18 protein-coding genes and 1 tRNA gene are annotated in these 17,745 nt (G+C 74.0%); 6 read left to right on the forward strand and 13 right to left on the reverse strand.

The genetic code is table 11. From position 1 onward, the window contains the following. Positions 1-16: 16 nt before the first annotated feature. On the reverse strand, positions 17-667 hold the full coding sequence (locus ACZ6R9_RS25335) for a GntR family transcriptional regulator (RefSeq protein ID WP_380488810.1): 651 nt from the start codon (positions 665-667) through the stop codon (positions 17-19). A gap of 58 nt (positions 668-725) precedes the next feature. Between ACZ6R9_RS25335 and ACZ6R9_RS25340 the strand changes: the two genes are divergently transcribed. From ACZ6R9_RS25340 to ACZ6R9_RS25350, 3 genes are read left to right on the forward strand one after another with little or no spacing between them, the layout of a single operon-like run. Continuing rightward, complete coding sequence (locus ACZ6R9_RS25340; protein ID WP_465540495.1) at positions 726-1,514, forward strand: (Fe-S)-binding protein; 789 nt, start codon at positions 726-728, stop codon at positions 1,512-1,514. Further along, positions 1,511-2,959, forward strand: a complete 1,449-nt coding sequence (locus ACZ6R9_RS25345; RefSeq protein ID WP_465540497.1) for a LutB/LldF family L-lactate oxidation iron-sulfur protein — start codon at positions 1,511-1,513, stop codon at positions 2,957-2,959. Before ACZ6R9_RS25340 ends, ACZ6R9_RS25345 begins: the two co-directional genes overlap by 4 nt. Next, positions 2,956-3,573, forward strand: a complete 618-nt coding sequence (locus ACZ6R9_RS25350) for a LutC/YkgG family protein (RefSeq protein WP_465540499.1) — start codon at positions 2,956-2,958, stop codon at positions 3,571-3,573. The genes ACZ6R9_RS25345 and ACZ6R9_RS25350 overlap by 4 nt, the downstream gene beginning before the upstream one ends. Before the next feature lie 10 nt (positions 3,574-3,583). Here ACZ6R9_RS25350 and ACZ6R9_RS25355 read toward each other — a convergent pair whose 3' ends face one another. The 7 genes from ACZ6R9_RS25355 to ACZ6R9_RS25385 form a co-directional block, all read right to left on the reverse strand. After that, positions 3,584-3,835 (reverse strand): hypothetical protein, encoded by a 252-nt coding sequence (locus tag ACZ6R9_RS25355; RefSeq protein ID WP_380488806.1) that lies wholly within the window; start codon positions 3,833-3,835, stop codon positions 3,584-3,586. 115 nt (positions 3,836-3,950) lie between these two features. Continuing rightward, positions 3,951-4,024: transfer RNA gene (locus ACZ6R9_RS25360), tRNA-Lys, on the reverse strand. An 87-nt stretch (positions 4,025-4,111) separates the two neighbouring features. Then, complete coding sequence (locus ACZ6R9_RS25365) at positions 4,112-4,657, reverse strand: bifunctional DNA primase/polymerase (protein WP_380483724.1); 546 nt, start codon at positions 4,655-4,657, stop codon at positions 4,112-4,114. 115 nt (positions 4,658-4,772) lie between these two features. After that, the gene (locus ACZ6R9_RS25370; protein WP_380483726.1) at positions 4,773-5,180 is read right to left on the reverse strand and encodes a hypothetical protein; all 408 of its coding nucleotides are present in this window, start codon (positions 5,178-5,180) and stop codon (positions 4,773-4,775) included. 166 nt (positions 5,181-5,346) lie between these two features. Then, positions 5,347-6,723, reverse strand: coding sequence for an AAA domain-containing protein (locus tag ACZ6R9_RS25375; protein ID WP_380483728.1), 1,377 nt, complete (start codon positions 6,721-6,723; stop codon positions 5,347-5,349). Positions 6,724-6,751: 28 nt separating this feature from the next. After that, complete coding sequence (locus ACZ6R9_RS25380) at positions 6,752-8,350, reverse strand: hypothetical protein (protein ID WP_380483730.1); 1,599 nt, start codon at positions 8,348-8,350, stop codon at positions 6,752-6,754. Further along, positions 8,347-9,666 (reverse strand): hypothetical protein, encoded by a 1,320-nt coding sequence (locus ACZ6R9_RS25385; protein WP_465540502.1) that lies wholly within the window; start codon positions 9,664-9,666, stop codon positions 8,347-8,349. Before ACZ6R9_RS25385 ends, ACZ6R9_RS25380 begins: the two co-directional genes overlap by 4 nt. A gap of 169 nt (positions 9,667-9,835) precedes the next feature. Between ACZ6R9_RS25385 and ACZ6R9_RS25390 the strand changes: the two genes are divergently transcribed. After that, on the forward strand, positions 9,836-10,480 hold the full coding sequence (locus tag ACZ6R9_RS25390; RefSeq protein ID WP_380483735.1) for a histidine phosphatase family protein: 645 nt from the start codon (positions 9,836-9,838) through the stop codon (positions 10,478-10,480). Between the two features lie 23 nt (positions 10,481-10,503). On the opposite strand, the gene ACZ6R9_RS25395 is transcribed toward ACZ6R9_RS25390, so the two are convergent. Next, entirely contained in the window at positions 10,504-12,036 is a 1,533-nt protein-coding gene (locus tag ACZ6R9_RS25395) for a tetratricopeptide repeat protein (RefSeq protein ID WP_465540504.1), read from the reverse strand. Positions 12,037-12,371: 335 nt separating this feature from the next. Here ACZ6R9_RS25395 and ACZ6R9_RS25400 point away from each other — a divergent pair, with 335 nt between their 5' ends. Beyond that, positions 12,372-12,845, forward strand: a complete 474-nt coding sequence (locus tag ACZ6R9_RS25400; protein ID WP_380483739.1) for a hypothetical protein — start codon at positions 12,372-12,374, stop codon at positions 12,843-12,845. A gap of 119 nt (positions 12,846-12,964) precedes the next feature. Continuing rightward, on the forward strand, positions 12,965-13,849 hold the full coding sequence (locus ACZ6R9_RS25405) for a spermidine synthase (RefSeq protein WP_380483741.1): 885 nt from the start codon (positions 12,965-12,967) through the stop codon (positions 13,847-13,849). Between the two features lie 4 nt (positions 13,850-13,853). Here ACZ6R9_RS25405 and ACZ6R9_RS25410 read toward each other — a convergent pair whose 3' ends face one another. From ACZ6R9_RS25410 to ACZ6R9_RS25425, 4 genes are all read right to left on the reverse strand, one after another. Then, positions 13,854-14,414 (reverse strand): Uma2 family endonuclease, encoded by a 561-nt coding sequence (locus ACZ6R9_RS25410; RefSeq protein ID WP_465540506.1) that lies wholly within the window; start codon positions 14,412-14,414, stop codon positions 13,854-13,856. 91 nt (positions 14,415-14,505) lie between these two features. Beyond that, the gene (locus ACZ6R9_RS25415) at positions 14,506-15,138 is read right to left on the reverse strand and encodes a hypothetical protein (RefSeq protein WP_465540507.1); all 633 of its coding nucleotides are present in this window, start codon (positions 15,136-15,138) and stop codon (positions 14,506-14,508) included. A 167-nt stretch (positions 15,139-15,305) separates the two neighbouring features. After that, a complete protein-coding gene (locus ACZ6R9_RS25420; RefSeq protein ID WP_465540509.1) occupies positions 15,306-16,769 on the reverse strand; it encodes a GH1 family beta-glucosidase in 1,464 nt (487 codons plus the stop codon). Between the two features lie 60 nt (positions 16,770-16,829). Continuing rightward, positions 16,830-17,744 carry a carbohydrate ABC transporter permease gene (locus tag ACZ6R9_RS25425; protein ID WP_465540511.1) on the reverse strand — a complete coding sequence of 305 codons (915 nt, stop codon included), beginning with the start codon at positions 17,742-17,744 and terminating at the stop codon, positions 16,830-16,832. Position 17,745 lies beyond the last annotated feature (1 nt).

Below are 17,745 nucleotides of genomic sequence, written 5' to 3' on the forward strand. Positions count from 1 at the left end.
CTTGGCGTGTCCGGGGTCAGTTGATGCGGGTCAGCAGGGAGTCCGCGTGCGCCGAGATGAGCGCGCGGGCCAGCTCGGGGTCGGGGACGGCGAGGGCGTCGGCGAGGGCCTGGTGCTCGGCGTGGTCCTCGGCGGCGTGCGCGCTGCTCGCGGTGGCGGCGGCGGAGATGCGTATCTGACGGTCCCACAGGGTTTCGTACAGGGAGGTCAGGACGGGGTTGCCGGCCGCCCGCAGCAGCGTCAGGTGGAAGTGCCGGCCGGCCTCCACCGGGTGCGGGTCGCGGTGTTCGCAGGCGGCGCGCAGCTCGGCGGCGGCGGCCGTCAGCGCGGCCGGGCCGCGTTCGGCGAGGGCATCGACGGCGGCGCGTTCGAACAGCACCCGGGCGGCCAGCACGTTCCGGGCCTCGCCCGGGGCGATCGGGACGACCTGCGCGCCGCGCTTGGGGTACAGCCGCAGGAAGCCCTCCGACTGCAGGCGCAGGAACGCCTCCCGGACCGGGGTGCGGGACAGGCCCAGCTCGATCGCGACCACACCCTCGGAGAGCAGCGTGCCGCCCGGCCAGGTGCCGTCGAGCAGCCGGGTGCGGACGTGCTGGTAGGCCCGCTCCGCGGTGGGCTGCGGGTCGGTGGACTGCGCCTCGCTGGGGCGCGGCTCGGCTTCGGTCACCACGCCATTCTGCCACGCATCCCACTCTTGCATCTAAGCTTGCATCTATGATGCGGGTATGCCCCCGAACGCCCCCCGCCCCCGAGCCGCCCTGTTCGTGACCTGCCTGGGCGACACCCTGTTCCCCGGCACCGGCCGCGCCACCGTCACCCTGCTGCGCCGCCTCGGCGTGGAGGTGGACTTCCCGCCCGGCCAGAGCTGCTGCGGGCAGATGCACTTCAACACCGGATACCGCAAGGAGACCGCCAAGCTGGCCCGGCACTTCGTGGACACCTTCGGCGACTACGACGAGATCGTGGTGCCCTCGGCGTCCTGCGCGGGCATGCCCGCCGAGGCCTACCCGCTGGCGGCCGCAGGTGACCCCGGCCTGGCCCGGGCCGTCGCCGAACTCGCGCCCCGCGTCGTCGAGTTGACGCAGTACCTGACCGACCGGCTGGGCGTCACCGAGGTCGGCGCGTACTTCCCGCACCGGGTCACCTACCACCCGACCTGCCACAGCCTGCGGGCCACGAAACTGGGGGACCGGCCCCAGCGACTGCTGCGCGCCGTCCGGGGCATCGACCTCGTGGAGCTGCCCGCGCAGGAGGAGTGCTGCGGATTCGGCGGCACCTTCTCGGTGAAGAACCCGGCGGTCTCCGGCGCGATGAACGGCGACAAGGCCCGGCACGTGCGCGAGACCGGGGCATCCGTGCTGGCCGCCGTCGACAACTCCTGCCTGATGAACATCGGCGGCCGGCTCGACCGGGACGGCCACCCGGTGCGCACCCTGCACCTGGTGGAGATCCTCGCCCGAACCGAACAGGACGGGCCACTGCCCTGCATCCCCATGGTGGAGAGTGCACGATGACGAGGTCCTTCCTGGGCTGGCCCGCGTTCCCCGAGGCCGCCGAACGCGAGGTCGGCAACCAGCAGTTGAGGGAGAACGTGCGCCGCGCCACGCACACCATCCGGGGCAAGCGGGCGGTGCTGGCCGCCGAACGCCCCGACTGGGAGGCACTGCGCGAGTCCGCCGCCGCGATCAAGGACCAGGTGCTGGCCAACCTGGAGGAGTACCTGCTCCAGGTCGAGGAGAAGGTCACCGCCGCCGGCGGCACCGTGCACTGGGCGCGGGACGCCGCCGAGGCCAACCGGATCGTCACCGACCTGGTCCGGGCCACCGGCGAACGCGAGATCGTCAAGGTCAAGTCCATGCTCACCGAGGAGATCGGCCTCGACGCCGCCCTCGAAGCCGCCGGAATCAACGCCCGCGAGACCGACCTCGCCGCCACCATCGTCCAACTCGGCGACGACCTGCCCTCGCACGTGGTGGTGCCCGCGCTGCACCGCAACCGCAGCGAGATCCGCGACATCTTCGTCCGCGAGATGGGCCGGCACGGCCGTCCCGCACCCGACGGGCTCACCGACGAGCCCGCCGAACTCGCCGAAGCGGCCCGGCTGCACCTGCGGGAGAAGTTCCTCGGCGCGAAGGTCGCCGTCTCCGGTGCCAACTTCCTGGTCGCCGAGACCGGCACCCTGGTGGTCGTCGAATCCGAGGGCAACGGCCGGATGTGCCTCACCCTCGCCGACACCCTGATCTCCGTCGTCGGCATCGAGAAGACCGTCCCGAGCTGGCAGGACCTGGAAGTCTTCCTGCAACTGCTCGCCCGCAACGCCACCGGCGAACGGATGGCCCCCTACACCAGCACCTGGACCGGGCTGGGACCATCGAAGGGGGCTGACGGCGACGGCCCGGCGGCCTTCCACCTCGTCCTGGTCGACAACGGCCGCACCCGCGCCCTCGCCGACCCGACCGGCCGCCAGGCGCTGCGCTGCATCCGCTGCGGCGCCTGCATGAACATCTGCCCCGTGTACGAGCGCACCGGCGGCCACGCCTACGGCTCCGTCTACCCCGGGCCGATCGGCGCCATCCTCAACCCGCTGCTCAAGGGACTCGACGACCCGCAGACCGCCTCGCTGCCCTACGCCTCCACCCTGTGCGGCGCCTGCAACGAGGTCTGCCCGGTGCGGATCCGCTTCACCGACGTGCTGCTCGACCTGCGCGCCCAGGTCGCCGACGGCGGACAGCACCCCCTGGAACGCGCCGCGCTCGGCACCGTCGGCGGCGTGATGGAGCATCAGGCCGCCTGGAAGGCCGCCGTGAAGGGCATCGGACTGGTCGGCCCGCTGCTGCTGCCCCGGCGGATCAGCCTGCCCGGACCGCTCGGCGGCTGGACCGACAGCCGCACCCTCCCCACCATCCCCCGGGAGTCCTTCCGCAGCTGGTGGAAGCGGACCGAAGGAGACACCAAGTGACCGACGCCCGCACCGAGATCCTCCGCCGGATCCGCGCCGCCGCCGTCCCGCCCGCGGCGGCCCCGCCCCGCCACTACCTGCGGCACGCCCCCGGCCTCGACGAGACCGACCGCCCCGCCGTACTCGCCCTGTTCACCGAACGGCTGACCGAGTACGGCGCCACCGTGCTGCGCGCCGACGAAGCCGGTACGGCGGTGGCGCAAGCACTGGAGGGCGCGCGGAGCGTGGTGGTGCCCGCCGGGCTGCCGGACGAGTGGACCGCCGGCTGGGACGGCGAGGTGCGGGCCGACCTGCCGCCGCTGAGCAACGCACAACTCGACGCCACCGACGCCGTCCTGACGAGCTGCACCGCCGCCGTCGCCGAATCCGGCACCCTGATCCTCGACGGCGGACCCGGCCAGGGCCGGCGCGCCGCCACCCTGCTGCCCGACCTGCACGTCTGCGTGGTCCGCGCCGACCAGGTGCACTCCGCACTGCCCGGCGCGCTCGCCGCACTCGACCCGGCGCACCCGCTCACCTTCGTCAGCGGGCCGTCCGCCACCGCCGACATCGAAATGATCCGGGTCAAGGGCGTTCACGGACCACGCCGACTGGTGGTGATCCTGCTGCCCTGACCTCCCGGTCTCAGCCCTGCGGGGTCGGCGCCACCGAGGCCGTCGGCCCCGCCGGGCGCGGCGCGGGACCGTGCTGCGCCGTGTACACCAGCCCGAACCCGAGCCCGGCCACCAAGGTCACCGCCCCCGTCCACGCGAACACCCGCCGCAGCCGCCGCTGGAGCTCCTCGTGCCGATGGGCACGCAACGCGGCCGCCTCGGCCTCGGCGAGCTCGGCGTCGAGCCAGGCGGCCCAGTCGGAATGCAGGTCGTCGGACGCCATGACCGGGACCTTAGCAGCCCTTTACGCGCACCCGACCGAGCGACGGCGCGGGCCCGCCACGCCCCCCGGGAACGCCGAAGGCCCCCCGCTTTCGCGAGGGGCCTTCGACCGTCTGTGCGCCGCCAGGGACTCGAACCCCGGACCCGCTGATTAAGAGTCAGCTGCTCTAACCAACTGAGCTAGCGGCGCTTGCTGACGTGGAAGACTTTAGCAGCGGCCGGCGCCGGAGCCCAAATCCGTTTCCGGCCGGAGTGCCGCCTGCCGGGCACCGGGGGTTCAGCGGGCATTCGGCAGCAGGTCGCCCGCCTCCCGGGGGGTGCGGGCGCGGGCGGCGCGGACGCAGGCCCACAGCACCACGGACGCGCCCGGCAGCCAGGGCTCCCGGGTGTCCGGGGCGACGATCCAGCGGCCGCCGGCCAGGTCGGTGGAGTCCATCGCCCGCTGCACCGGGGGGACGGTCACCGCGTCGCCGATGCCGTGGCAGAGCAGCGGCGGAACGTCCCGGGCCCACTCCTCCCAGGCCAGCAGGGTGCGCAGCCGGGCCGCCGTGCCCGGCTGCGCGAACAGCAGGGTGCGGCCGCGGAAGCCGGCCACCGGGCCGCAGCCGGGGCCGGACGCCCACAGCTCGTCGAGCACCCGGCGGCCGAACACCGCCGGCATGCTGATCACATCGAAGACCCGGCCGCACGGCAGGACGGCGGGCACCCACGGACGGGCCTCCCACAGCGCGCGCATGCTGCTCGGGTACTCGCTGGCGGAGGCCAGCCACGCCTCCCCGGCGACACTGACGTACTCGACGGATTGATAGGTCCAGATGTCCACCCGTCCAGCCTGGACCTGCCACGCCCGGAGTCACGCCGAAAACCGCGTTCACCGCACACCGGCGGCGGCGAGGGCGTACCATCGCCCGCCGCATATGCCAGCGGCCTGGTGGCGGTTACTCCTCCGGGCCGCGGCGCTGCAGGGTGCGGCCGTACTCGACCATCTTCAGCGCGTAGTCGGGCGCCCACTCGGCGCGCTCGGCGATCTGCTCCACGGAGAGCGCGTCGAACCGGCGCGGGTCGGCGAGCTGGGCCGCGGCGATCGCCTGGAAGTCCATGGCGCGCTCCGCCGCGGCGCGGAACGCCAGCGTCAACTCGGTGGAGCGGGAGAGCAGTTCGGCCGGATCGGCGATCGACTCCAGGTCGAAGAAGCGCTCCGGCTCGGGCTCCTTGCCCTCCGGTTCGAAGATCAACTGGGCCGGGCGGATCCGGCGCCCCCGATCGCCAGGCCCCGGCACGGCCGGTACGGCAGCCGGAACCGGCGTACCGCTCTGGTCGGACGCCTGCGGGTGCGAGTCGGGCATGGCGGGGCACCTCCGGGGTGGTGAAGGGGAAGACGGCCGTCGTCCATTGTCGCGCGAAGACCGCAGGTAGCGGAACGGTGCGCCCCCGGTTGCTATTCCCGCGCACCGGCGCGCGGCACCCGTCGCACTCCCCGGCGCGTGGCACCCGACACGCGCCCGGGGGGCATCAGGACAGGCGCACCCGGTGCTCGGACAGCCGCGCCAGCACCGCGTGATTCGCCTCCCAGCCGTCCGGGAATTTCACCGCCACCCCCAGCTGCACCGGCTCCGTCGACGGATGCTCGTCCAACAGCTCCGCGATGCCCGCCCGGGCCACCACGATGCACGCGTGCCGGTGCCGGGACGCCAGCACACACAGCCGGCCCGTCTCCAGGTGGAAGGCCGTCGCGTCCGGGCGGCCCGACAGCGGATGCAGCACCACCGTCACGTCGTACTCCCGGCCCTGGAGGCGGTTCGCGGTGTCCACCGTCACCGCCTCGCCCAGCGCCGGATCCACCGGCACCCCCAGCCGGGCCAGCTCCGCCCGCACCGCCGCCGCCTGGTCCCGGTGCGCCGTCCCCACCGCCACCCGGCCCGCCGTCAACGGCGCCGAACCCTGCTCCGAGACCGCCGTCAACTCCCGCTCCAGCAGCCGCTGCACCGTCCGCGCCACCGCCGCCACCGCCTGCGCGTCGGTCCGCACCGTGTGCCGGGCCGGCAACTCCAGCAGCGCCCACCCGCTCTCGGCCGCCTCGTCGATCGCCGCGTCCACCGCCGAACCGTCCGCCCGCACCCCCGGACGCAGCGTCCGCTCACCCGGGCCGGTGCCCGAACGGAATGGCGTGTACGGGTAGAACGCCGAGGAGATCAACGGCGCCGCCGACGCCGGCAGCCGCCAGGACACCGGCAGCCGGTGCGGCCGGATCGCCGGATTGTGCGCCAGCAGCGTCACCACCGCCGAGCTCGACGGGTCGTACGACAGGCCCGCCCACTGGTCGGTGCCCACCACCGTGAACGGGTCCAACTGACCCGGATCACCCACGAACAGCGCCCGCTCGAACAGCCGGGCCACCGCCAGCAGCGCGTCCGAGCGCATCTGGTACGCCTCGTCCACGATCGCCTGCCGCCACGGCTGCTCGGTCTTCACCCACTGCCACTTCGCCGCCGTGGAAATCACCACGTCCTGCTCCAGCAGGTCCGCGACCTTGTCCTTCGCGGTGACATTCGCGTGCCGCAGCGCCTCCGGCGCTGGCCTGGAGTCGCTCGCGTGCAGCCGGCCGATCGAGATGTCCGGGGCCTTCGACGCCAAGCGGTCCACCAGGTCGTCCACCTGGCTGTTGGTCTGCGCGACGATCATCAGCCGCTCGCCCGCACCCACCAGCTCCCGGGCCGCCCGCACCACCAGCGTCGACTTGCCCGCACCCGGCGGCGAATCCACCACCACCCCGCGCGGGGCACCCGGCCGCGGCCGCACGACCGCGTCCAGAATCCCCGCCACGGCTCGGTCCGCAGCCTCGCCCGGCGACAACGCGCCCGTCGCCGCCGCATCCTGAGGGTCGGTCACCAGCTCTCCAGAGAAACTCATCCGCACGTCATTCCCACTCGTCCGAACCGGCCGGTGAATCCTCGCCGACCACCGGCGGACCGCCGTGCGTCCACGGAGTGTCCGCCGGCTCCGGCAGCGGCGCCGACTGGCGCGGCGTCAGCTCGAACAGCGTGAACACCACCTGGCTGCCCACCTCCGGCACACTGCCCGGCTCCGGATCCTTCCGCCGGCCCATGCCCGACAGCAGCCGCACCACCACCTCGCCCGGCGCCGACGAAACCACCTCCGCCCGCTGCGCCGGCTCCGCGTGCGCCCGGTACACCTCACGGCCCGGGTCCGCGTGCGGACGGTCGCCCGTGCGCACCACCAGCAGCGGACGCGGCTTCGGCGAACGGCCCTCGGACCACTCCGGCACCACGTCCACCACCTCGCCGGCGAACGCCTCGCCCGCCAGCCGGCGCTCCGCCATCGCCAGCGGATCGTCCAGCGCCTCCTGGATCTCCAGCTTCGCCTGCTCCCGCTCGCGCTGCGCCAGCTTGCGGGCCGCCGTCACCGCGTCGTCCCGGCGCGGCTGCGGCGGCTCACCCGCCGCCACCCGGTCCCGGTGCATGGTGAACGACCAGCGGTCGCCCTCCCAGCGGTCCGCCAGATGACCGGCCGGCGGCAGCTCCCGCAGCAGATCCAGCCCGCGCCACACGTCGTGCCAGGTCGGCAGCGTCGCCGCCAGCAGCACCCGGGCCAGCTCCGCCCGGGCCCGCTCGACCAGCCCCGCCGCCCGCTGCGACTCCGCACCGTCCCGCGCGGCCTCGGCCCGCTCCCGCACCGCCACCGCGGCGTCGTGCCGCAGGATCGCCGGGGCCAGCACATGCTCGTCGAACCGCGGATCCGTCGCCGGACCGGCCGGCGGATGCACCAGCAGACCGTCCGCGTCGCGCGCCGACTCCACCCACTCCGCGGCCGCCGCACCCGTCACCGCCGGCTCCAGGCCCGCCGGCGGCAGGTGCCAGGCCAGCCGGGCCGCCAGGTGCTGGTCCTCCAGGTTCGACTGCCCCGTCGCCCAGTGCCGCGCCAACAGACCAGTCATCGCCAGCAGCATCGACGAACCCGGCACCTGCGCCCGGTCCGTCAGATGCGTCAACCACCGCCCCAGCAACGGGACTTGGGTCGGCGCCGGATACTCGCCCGGATCCGGGTCCTGGGCCGTCCGGCGGAACCGGGTCGAACGCCCCAGCAACGCCAGATGCGCCACCCCCGCCGCGTTCGGCACGATCAGCTGCGGCGCGTCCAGGCACAACTCCCGCACCACCGGCACCTTCTCGCCGCTCACCGGGTCCTTCTCCGAACCCTCCAGCAGCTCCACCTGCTCGCCGAACGACTCCAGGTACGGCACCACGTCCGCCGCCATCGCCGCCAGGAAGTCCGAACGCTGCGTACGGTTCAGCGGCTGCGGCACCAGATGCAGCCGCGGCGCGTCCCGGTCCGTGCCCAGCAGCACCGCCAGCGGCGCACCCGCCTCACCCGCCGCCGCCAACGGCACCAGCACCATCGGACGCTCCGACAGCTGACGGTGCCGCACCGTCGCCACCGGCTCCGCCCGCTGGGCGCGCACCGCCTCCAGCCGCGCCAGCGTCGACAGCAGGCTCACCGCACGCCCCCGAGCTGTGCGTCCCCGAGCTGCGTGCCCGCGAGCTGTGCGCCGTCGAGCTGTGTGCTGTCGAGCTGTGCGCCCCCGAGCGCCAAGGCCTCCGCCCGCAGCCGGGCCGCGTACGCCAGCCGCTCGGACGCCTCGTCCAAGCCCAACTCCGCCAGCAGCGAAGGCTCCAGGCCCGCCTCGACGCCCCGCTCCGCCGCCGCCAGCGCCGCCTCCACCGTGCGCAGCGAACCCAGCTCCCCGCGCACCCCGCGGCCCAACTGCTCCACCGCACCCGCGCAGCGGGCCTGCGCCCGGCAGTGGAAACCCAGCTCGCAGGTCGAAATGCACTCCGGACCGTACGCGGCCGGCACCGCCGCCACCGCCTCGGCCAACTCCTCCACCGGACGGGTCGGCGCACCCGAATCGTCCCGCGCCAGGTCGAAGCTCACCCCCTCCGGCAGCGCCGCCAACAACTGCTCCACCCTGGTCATCCGGGACAACTGCCGCCGGGTGGTGGACAGCTCGCGCCGCACATCGACCGGCACCGCGACCGGACGGTTGGAGAAGTCCTTCGGGCAGACCAGCAGCGCCGTCAACTCCGGCGCGCCCGGCAGCTCCTGCACGGCATGGGGGTACCCCCGGCCGAAGGCTGGGGGAGGATCGGCGGACGGCTCACGGTCGGCCAGCCGGGCCGCCGCCTCCTGCAGGGCCAGCACGTACACCGCGGCCTGCCGGGCCGCCGCACCCACCTTCGCCGGATCGGCCGCACCGTCCAGCACCGGAAAGGACTTGATCTCCACCACGGTGCACCGGCCGCCGTGCACCACCACCGCGTCCGGCTCCAGGTACGCCGGGCTGCCCGCCACCTCCAGCCGCAGCATCGGATGGTCCAGCAGCGTCCAGGCCGCCGGATCGGCGGACGCCTCGGCCAGCGCCGCCAGCGTCCGCTCCGCGCGCACCGCCGGGGACTGCGAGGGCAGCAGATCCGGCACCCCGAGCGAAGCCACCTCCGCCTCCGGCACCCCCAGCAGCCGGCGCAGCGGCTGCAACAGCACCGCGTAGCCGTCCTGCTTCAGCCGGGACTCGAACTGGAGGCCGCGGCGGATCGCGAACGGCGACTGGCCGAACGGCGCGGGCCGGCCCAGCCGGTGCGCCAGCGCGGTCTTGTCCACCCCCGCCGCGTCCAGCAGCGCGCGGCGACGGCATCCGGGATTGGCGGCGAGTGCGGCGAGGGCCCGGGCATCGAGACTGCGCTGCGGCGCGGGGCCGCGCAGCTCGGAGAGCCGCCGCAGCGACGGGGAAGCCTGCCCCAAGTGCGAGACGTTCATGGTGCGGCCCAGTCTCGCATCCGGTGCCGACAAAGCGGAGCCGGTCGCTCGATCCGGCCGGTCCGGTGGGGGATCATGGGCCCGGTGGTCCGCAACGGCGCGGCCGCGCACCGCAGTCCTCGAAGCCCTTCGCGCTCCCTTCGCGCCCACGTCGAATGAGGTAGCCCCCATGCCCGCCCGTATCGTGCTGGTCCGCCACGGCGAGACCGCCTGGTCGGTCACCGGTCAGCACACCGGCCGCACCGACATCCCGCTCACCGACGCAGGCCGCACCATGGCCCGCGCCCTCGGTGAGCGCCTCGGCCGCTCCCCGTGGCACGGCCTGCCCACCGCCGCCGTCTACACCAGTCCGCTCTCCCGCGCCCGCGAGACCGCCGAACTCGCCGGTTTCGGCGACCGCGCCGTGGACCGCCCCGAACTGCTGGAATGGGACTACGGCCAGTACGAGGGCCGCACCGGCGCCGACATCCGCGCCACCGACCAGCCCGGCTGGCTGATCTGGCGCGACGGCGTCCCCGGCGGCGAGAAGCTCTCCGAGGTGGCCGCCCGGGTCGACTCCTTCCTCGCCGAACTCAACGGGCGGCACGGAGTCCCCGACGCCGACACCACCACGATGCACTGCGCCGACTGCGAGGTCGTGCTGTTCGCGCACGGCCACCTGCTGCGCATCCTCACCGCCCGCTGGCTCGGCCTCGCCCCCGAGCACGCCCAGCGCTTCAAGCTCGGCACCGCCTCGCTCTCCGTGCTGTCCTGGGAGTACGGGCTGCCCGCCGTCGAGATCTGGAACGACCACAGCCACCTTGAGAACGCCTGACGTTCGCCGGGGCCGGCGGTGAGTCAGGCCGCGACAGTGCTGTCGTAGCCCTCCAGGAACTCCCGCACCTCCGCGACGGAGGAGTGCCCGCGCAGGCGGTCCGCGGTGTGCGCCAGCATGCCGCGGATCCGCGCCGAGCGGACCTGGCCGAGCATCGCCACCGCCTCCGCCCCCTGCACGGCCGCGCCCGCCAGATCGCCCCGGCCCAGCCGGTCGTGCGCCAACTCGGCGATGTACAGCGCCCGGTTGCGGACGAAGTGCGGGTGCTGCAGATCGACCGCCTGCTCGGCCCGGACACTCGCCCGCTCGAACTCGCCGAGTACCGACCAGCACTGCGCCTCCTGGCCGGCCAGCTCCGCCTCGCCGAAGAAGGACATCCACTCCGGATCGGCGTCCCGCGGCCCCCGGTCGAACAGCGCGTACGCCCGGGACAGCGCCTGGTGACAGGCCCCCCGGTCGCCGAGCAGCGCCCAGGCGCTCGCCTCGCGCAGCGTCAGCAAGGAGCGCAGCCGCTCCGAGCCCAGACCGACGGCCGCGGCCTGCCCGGCCTGGGCGGCCCGCAGCGACTCCCGGGCCTGGCCGGAGTCCCGGGCCAGGAAGGCGATGTTGCTGAACACGTGCGCCTCCAGGTTGGTGTCCTGGGCCATCCGGGCGGTCGCCAGCGCCTCCGAGTAGAACGACCTGGCTTCCATCAGCCGGTTCGAGTCGTGCGCCAACCAGCCCACCGAGATGGCGAGTTCGCCCGCGCCGCACTGCAGGCGGCGCTCGGTCTCGGTGTTGTACGCGCCGTCGTTGAGCAGCACGTAGGCGCTGCGCAGCGACTGGCCGGCCAGCTCGAACAGGGCGTCCGCGCCCTGCACGTCGTCCAGCAGCCGGATGTCGCGGACCGCCTGTTCGACGCCGCGCACCTCGGCCGCGCCGACCCGGCGGCGTTCCTCCGGCGGTGGGGCGATGGGCAGTGTCGGGGGCGTGGGTGCGGGCTGTGGTGACCCGTTCACGCCGAGCGCGGTCGCCACTGCGGCGGGGCAACCGTTCAGGAACGTACGGCGAAGCACGTCGTCCTCCTCGTCAGGCCGATGCGAGGCGTCCGGCGGGCCCACCGGGGCGGCAGGTCCGGCGGCCGGATCGCTGGGGGGATCGGTGAGGGGTTGCGCGGTGGGGCAGGCAGCCGGGTGGCTTGTCGGTTCGGTCGTCGGCCCGATGGGCGGGTCCGTGTTCGGGGCGGTGTTCGGGGCCGTGTGCGGGTCCAGGTTCGGGTCGGCGGTTCGCGGGCGGCGGCGGACCGCCTTGCGCGGGGCGAACCCGAGGTCGGCCAGCGACTTGCCCGGCCACATGTGCCGGAACACCCGCTGGTAGGCGTAGTTGGGGCAGCGGATCTCGCCGGCCTCCACCCGCCCGACGTAGCGCGCGTCGCAGGACACGTGCTCGCCGATCTCCCGGGCGGCGCGGCGGACCAGCGTGGCGAACTCCCTCGGTGAGAGATCGCCGCGCAGCTCCCGCATCGCCTGGTTGGGGACGGTCGCCGGCCGGGGCCCGCTGGTCCGCGTGGCTGCCATGCTGCACTCCGAGGTCGTACCGGCGCGGTCGCGCCGGCCTCGATGCGAGGGCCGTCGCGTCGGCACGACAGTACCCGCAGTCACTCGGCGTACACGGCGAGTTGTCGGCTGAGATCGGGTCAATTGCGGACAATACGGACGCAGTTGCCGCGTTCCGCCATGAAATGCCATGGCTTGCCGTAAGGGAGGCCGTGGCCTGGAGGGGTGGTCGCGCGTTGTCCTGATACATGGACGCCGGCGGTACGGGCCCCCTCCCGTGCCGGCCCCCGCTGCCCGACCAGGTGGCGGAGCACCATCCGGCCGTCCACGCGACCCCAGGTGACAGGAGGTCCCCCATGGCCACCGGAGTTCCCCAGTACCGCCGCCCGGCTGCCCCGGCCGTGCTGCCCGCCTCCGCCGTACTGCCCGTCCCATCGGCGGTACCGGCCGTGTCGGCCTGTGCCGGCGGTGGTTCGGGCGGTGGCGTGGTCGGGAGGGTCGCGCAGTACGACACGGTGACGGTGCAGGTCCGGCACGGGCTGGAAGCGGTCGACATCCTGCGGCTGCGGCGCGCCTGCGGGGCCGTTCTGCAGACCTCCGGCGGCTCCGCGATCGCCTTTCTCGTCCCGGCCGGCACCGCGCTGCGCTGGCATCTGCCCGGTTCGAGCTGTACCCCAGGGGCAGACCTGCTCCCGCCCACCGATCCGGGTTGGATCATCCCGCCCGCCGGCCCCCAGCCCTGCGCCCGCCCCACCGACGCCTGGGTGCTCCGCTCGGCCCTCTGCGAAGCGGCCACCACCCTCACCGCGGGTGGCCTGGGCCCGCTCTGAGCCGTTCCGGCGTGCCGCCCGGTGGCCTGAGCCCGCTCTGAGCCGTTCCGGCGCGAGGCCCGGTGGTCCGGCCCCGCTCTCCGCGATCAGGGTTTGGGAGATCATCGGATAATGGCCGCATGGGCCGTTCACGTACCACCCCCGCCCCCGCCGTCCCCGGTCGCGCGCACACCGAAGGCCCGCTGACCGCGACCGTCGCCTCCGGCACCGCCGAACTGCGCCCCGACCGTGACCGGCCGCACGCCTGGCAGCTCGTCCTCGACGGCGCCCCGCAGTCGCTGGTCGACCTCGCCGACCCCACCCACCTCGGCTTCGAGTACCAGCGGCGGATCGGCCACCTGATAGACCTCGCCGCCCCCGCGAGGCAGCCGATATCCGTGCTGCACCTCGGCGGCGGCGCGCTCACCCTGGCCCGCTACACCGCCGCCACCCGGCCACGCTCCCGGCAGCAGGTCGCCGAGATCGACACCGCGCTCACCGAACTCGTCCGCACCGAGCTTCCGCTCGACCGCACCTGGCAGATCAAGGTCCGCGGCGGTGACGCCCGCGCCGTCCTGGACCGCACCCCCGAGGGTTCCACCGACCTGGTGATCGCCGACGTCTTCGCCGGAGCCCGGGTCCCCGCGCACTGCGCCACCGTCGAATTCGCCCAACTCGCCGCGCGCGCCCTCACCGGCACCGGCCGCTACACCGCCAACATCACCGACGGCGGCCAACTCGCCTTCGCCCGCGCCCAGGCCGCGACCCTGCTGGCCGTCTTCCCCGAGGTCTGCCTGATCGCCGACCCCGCCGTCCTGCGCGGCAAGCGCTTCGGCAACCTCGTCCTGGCCGCCGCCCACACCCCCCTCCCGCTCACCGACCTCACCCGCCGCCTGGCCGCCGACCCCGCCCAGGCCCGCCTCCTCCACGCCCGCGACCTCACCGATTTCGTCGCCGGCGCCACCCCCGTCCCCGACACCGAAGCCGTCCAGTCCCCGGCCCCACCCCCGAGGGCCTTCGGCTGACCGGTCAGCGCAGCAGCGAGCCCGGATCGAGATCGAGCCGGAAGGGGTCGGTGAGCGCCATGCTCTCGCCCGGCTGGACGGTCCGGTCTAGGTAGTCGCCGTGTTCCAGCTGCCCGAGGTGGAGGCGCGGAGCGGGGGCGAGGTCGAGCCGCCAGTAGTGCGGGATGCCCGCTGCCGCGTAGAGGCCGGGCTTCGTCCTGCGGTCGATGATCCGGGTGGACGGGGACGCGATCTCGACGGCCACCACGACATCGTCCGCGTGCAGGACGGCACCGGCCTCGGCGGCTGCGGCGGCGTCGGCGACGACCAGGTCGGGGATCAGCAGGCCGTCCGGGACGAGGACGTTGACGGCTTCCAGCACCTCGAACGGCGCGCCGGCGGCCGCGATGGCAGCGTCCAGGAGCGCCCACATGCGCGAACTGGCGCGCTGATGCGGGACGCCGGGGTTGGGGCTCATCAGTAGCGCACCCCCGACCAACTCGATGCGATGGCGGGTGTCCTCGGGTAGGGCCAGGACGTCTTCGACCGTCCACGGCCCGAAGTGATCGGAAAGGGCAACGCTCATGATCCTTCCTACCTCCCTTCGGCGCCGATGAAGCAGCGTCTCCATTGTCGCCATCGGCACTGGTCGGCGATACCGGTTGTTGGGGAGACGATCAGTGCCCGCCGGGGAGGCCGCGGTGCTTGTACGTGGCGGCGGCGGTGAGGAGGAGGCCGGCGGCGATGGGGAGGAGGACGGCGGTGGTGGAGTCGCTGTCGTCGGGGTCGGCGGGGGAGGCGGTGAGGCTGAGGGCGGCGTCGTCCTGGGGAGTTGAGGGGGGCGGGGGGAGTCGGTCGGGGGTGGCGGTGGTGAGGTTGTCGACGTGCCGGCGAGTGGGGAGCGGGGTGGCCTCGGCGGCGGGGTCGTCGGGGGTGTGCGGGGCAGGGGCCTTGGCGGCGGATTCGCCGGGGCGGCCGGGGCGGTCGCGGGAGGCGCGGTCGTCCTCGGGGCGGGCCTGCGGGGGGACGGTGGAGAGCAGGCGGGTGGCGATGGCGAAGGCGTCGGGGCCGTCGGAGTGCTGGCCGGGGAGTGGGAGTTCACCGGTGCCGAGGTGCTGGTGCAGGACGGCGCCGAGTTCGCCGACCGCACCGTCCAGCGTGGGGGCGGTGCCGCCGAGCAGGCCGTGCTCGGCGGCGGGCGCGGCCGGCCCGGGGGTGAGGGCGCGGCTGGCGGGGCCGGCCCGGCCGGTTCCGGTGGCGTGGGCCTCGGAGGTGTCGAGGGCCAGGCCCAGTAACTGGGCGGCGAGCATGCCGCTCGCCGCCAGCGCCCGGGGCCGGCCCCACCGGTGCCGGAGGGTGTCCGAACGTCGCGGCCGCTTCGCGTGATTGGTTCGCACACCAGGGGAGAACGAGCGGGACCCCGCACGGTCACGCCCGCCGCTCACACTCCGTCACATCGGGCGGTGAACAGGCGCGTTCAGCCGAGCCCTCCGCGCCGGATCACCTCCGCGTACCAGCGGGCGCTGGACTTGGGGGTGCGTCGCTGGGTCCCGTAGTCGACGTGCACGATGCCGAAGCGCTTGCTGTAGCCGTACGCCCACTCGAAGTTGTCCAGCAGCGACCAGAGGTAGTAGCCGCGGACGTCCGCCCCGGCGGCGATCGCGTCGGCCACCGCCGCCAGGTGCAGGTGGAGGTAGCGGATCCGCTCCGGGTCGTCGATCCCGCCGTCCGGGCCGACCACGTCCTCGTAGGCGGCGCCGTTCTCGGTGACCATCAGGGGCAGGCCGAAGTCGCGGTGCATGCCGATCAGCGACTCGGACAGGCCGGTGGCGTCGATCGGCCAGCCCATCGCGGTGACGTCCTCGTTGGCGAGGTGGAAGACCACGTCCTCGGCGCCGGGCCAGGGACTGTGCGCACTCTCGCCGTGGCCGCCGTTGTGCGCGGGGTCCGGGGTTTCGGCGTCCTTGCGGGGGGCCGAAACGATGGTCGGGGTGTAGTAGTTGAGGCCGAGCAGGTCGATCGGCCGACCGATCTCCGCGAGGTCGCCGGGCCGGATCAGCTCATCCCAGTCGACGATCGCGGCGGTGTCGGCGAGCAGGTCGGCCGGGTAGCCGCCGCCGAACAGCGGGCCGGTCCAGATCCGGTTGCCGACCGCGTCGATCCGGCGGGCCGCTTCCCGGTCCTCGGCGCTGTCGGTGAGCGGGCGGACCAGGTGCAGGTTGTGCGAGACGGCGATCTGCGCGGAGGCGGGCAGCAGCTCGCGCAGCGTGCCGACGGCCAGGCCGTGGCCGAGGTTGAGGTGGTGGGCGGCCTTGAGCGCCTCGGCCGGGTCGGTGCGCCCGGGGGCGTGGACGCCGGAGCCGTAGCCGAGGAAGGCGCTGCACCAGGGTTCGTTGAGGGTGCTCCAGAGCGGTACCCGGTCGCCGAGCGCGCGGGCGGCGAGTGCCGCGTACTCGGCGAAGCGGTGGGCGGTCTCGCGGATCGGCCAGCCGCCGGCGTCCTCCAGGTCCTGCGGGAGGTCCCAGTGGTAGAGGGTGGCGACGGGGGAGATGCCGTGCTCCAGCAGGGTGTCGACCAGGGCGCGGTAGAAGTCGAGTCCGCGTTCCACGGCGGGGCCGCGGCCGGTGGGCTGGATCCGCGGCCAGGACAGCGAGAACCGGTACGAGGTGAGGCCGAGGTCGGCCATCAGCCGGACGTCCTCGCGGAAGCGGTGGTAGTGGTCCACCGCGACGTCTCCGGTGTCGCCGTTCGCGACCTTCCCGGGGGTGTGGCTGAAGGTGTCCCAGATGGACGGGGTACGGCCGTCCTCGGCGGCGGCGCCCTCGATCTGGTAGGCCGCGGTGGCCGCGCCCCAGGCGAAGCCGGGCGGGAAGACGACCCCTGGGGCCCCGGCGGTCGCTGCGGCGGCGTGGGCGGCGGTGGTCGGATCGGTCGTGGTCATTCGGGAGCGCTCCCATGGCTGAGGGGTGGACAGGGCGGGGGTGCCGGGCCTTCCGGAGGATCAGCTCTTGACGGCGCCGGACGTGATCCCGCCGACAATGTGCTTCCCCAGAACGGCGAAGATCAGCAGCAGCGGCAGGGTGCCGACCAGCGCGCCGGTCATGATCACGGCCTGGTTGATGTCGTGCCCAGAGCCTCCGCCGATCGCCGAGAGCGCGACCTGCACGGTCGGGTTCTGCTGGGTGAGGACCACGAACGGCCAGAAGAAGTCGTTCCAGGACTGGACGAACACCAGCATGCCGAGCACCGCCATCGCGGGCCGGGCCACCGGGAACACCACGTGCCAGATGATCCGCAGGCTGTGCGCCCCGTCCACCCGGGCCGCCTCGATCAGCTCGAACGGCACTGCCTCGGACAGGAATTGGCGCATGAAGAACACACCGAACGCGGCCACCAGCGAGGGCAGGATCACCGACTGCAGGTGGTTGCCCCAGTCCAGCTTCGTGATGATCCGGTACAGCGGGATCACACTGAGCTGCGGCGGAACGGTCATGGTGGCGACCACCAGGGTGAGCAGCGCGTTCCGGCCGCGGAAACGCAACTTGGCGAAGGCGAAGCCGGCCAGCGTGGAGAACAGCACCGTGGACAGCGCCACACAGCCCGCCACCACGGTGGAGTTCAGCAGCGCGGTGCCCATGTCGGCCTGCTCCCAGGCGGTGGAGATGTTGGCCCACAGCCGGCCGCCGGGCACCATCGGCGGCGGCGACTGGGCCACCCGCTCGCCGGTGTGCGAGGCCGCGACGAAGGTCCAGTACAGCGGGAACAGCGAGACCACCGCGGCGACGGCCAGCAGCAGGTGGGCGACCGGACCGGCCTTGTCCTGGTCGCCGGCGCCGCGCCGGAACAGACCTCGCGGACGTTCCTGCCGGGCGGGCCGCGTGGTGCGGGCCGAAGGGGTGGACAGGGTGACGGCCATC

This window comes from Kitasatospora sp. NPDC048662, from assembly GCF_055587065.1.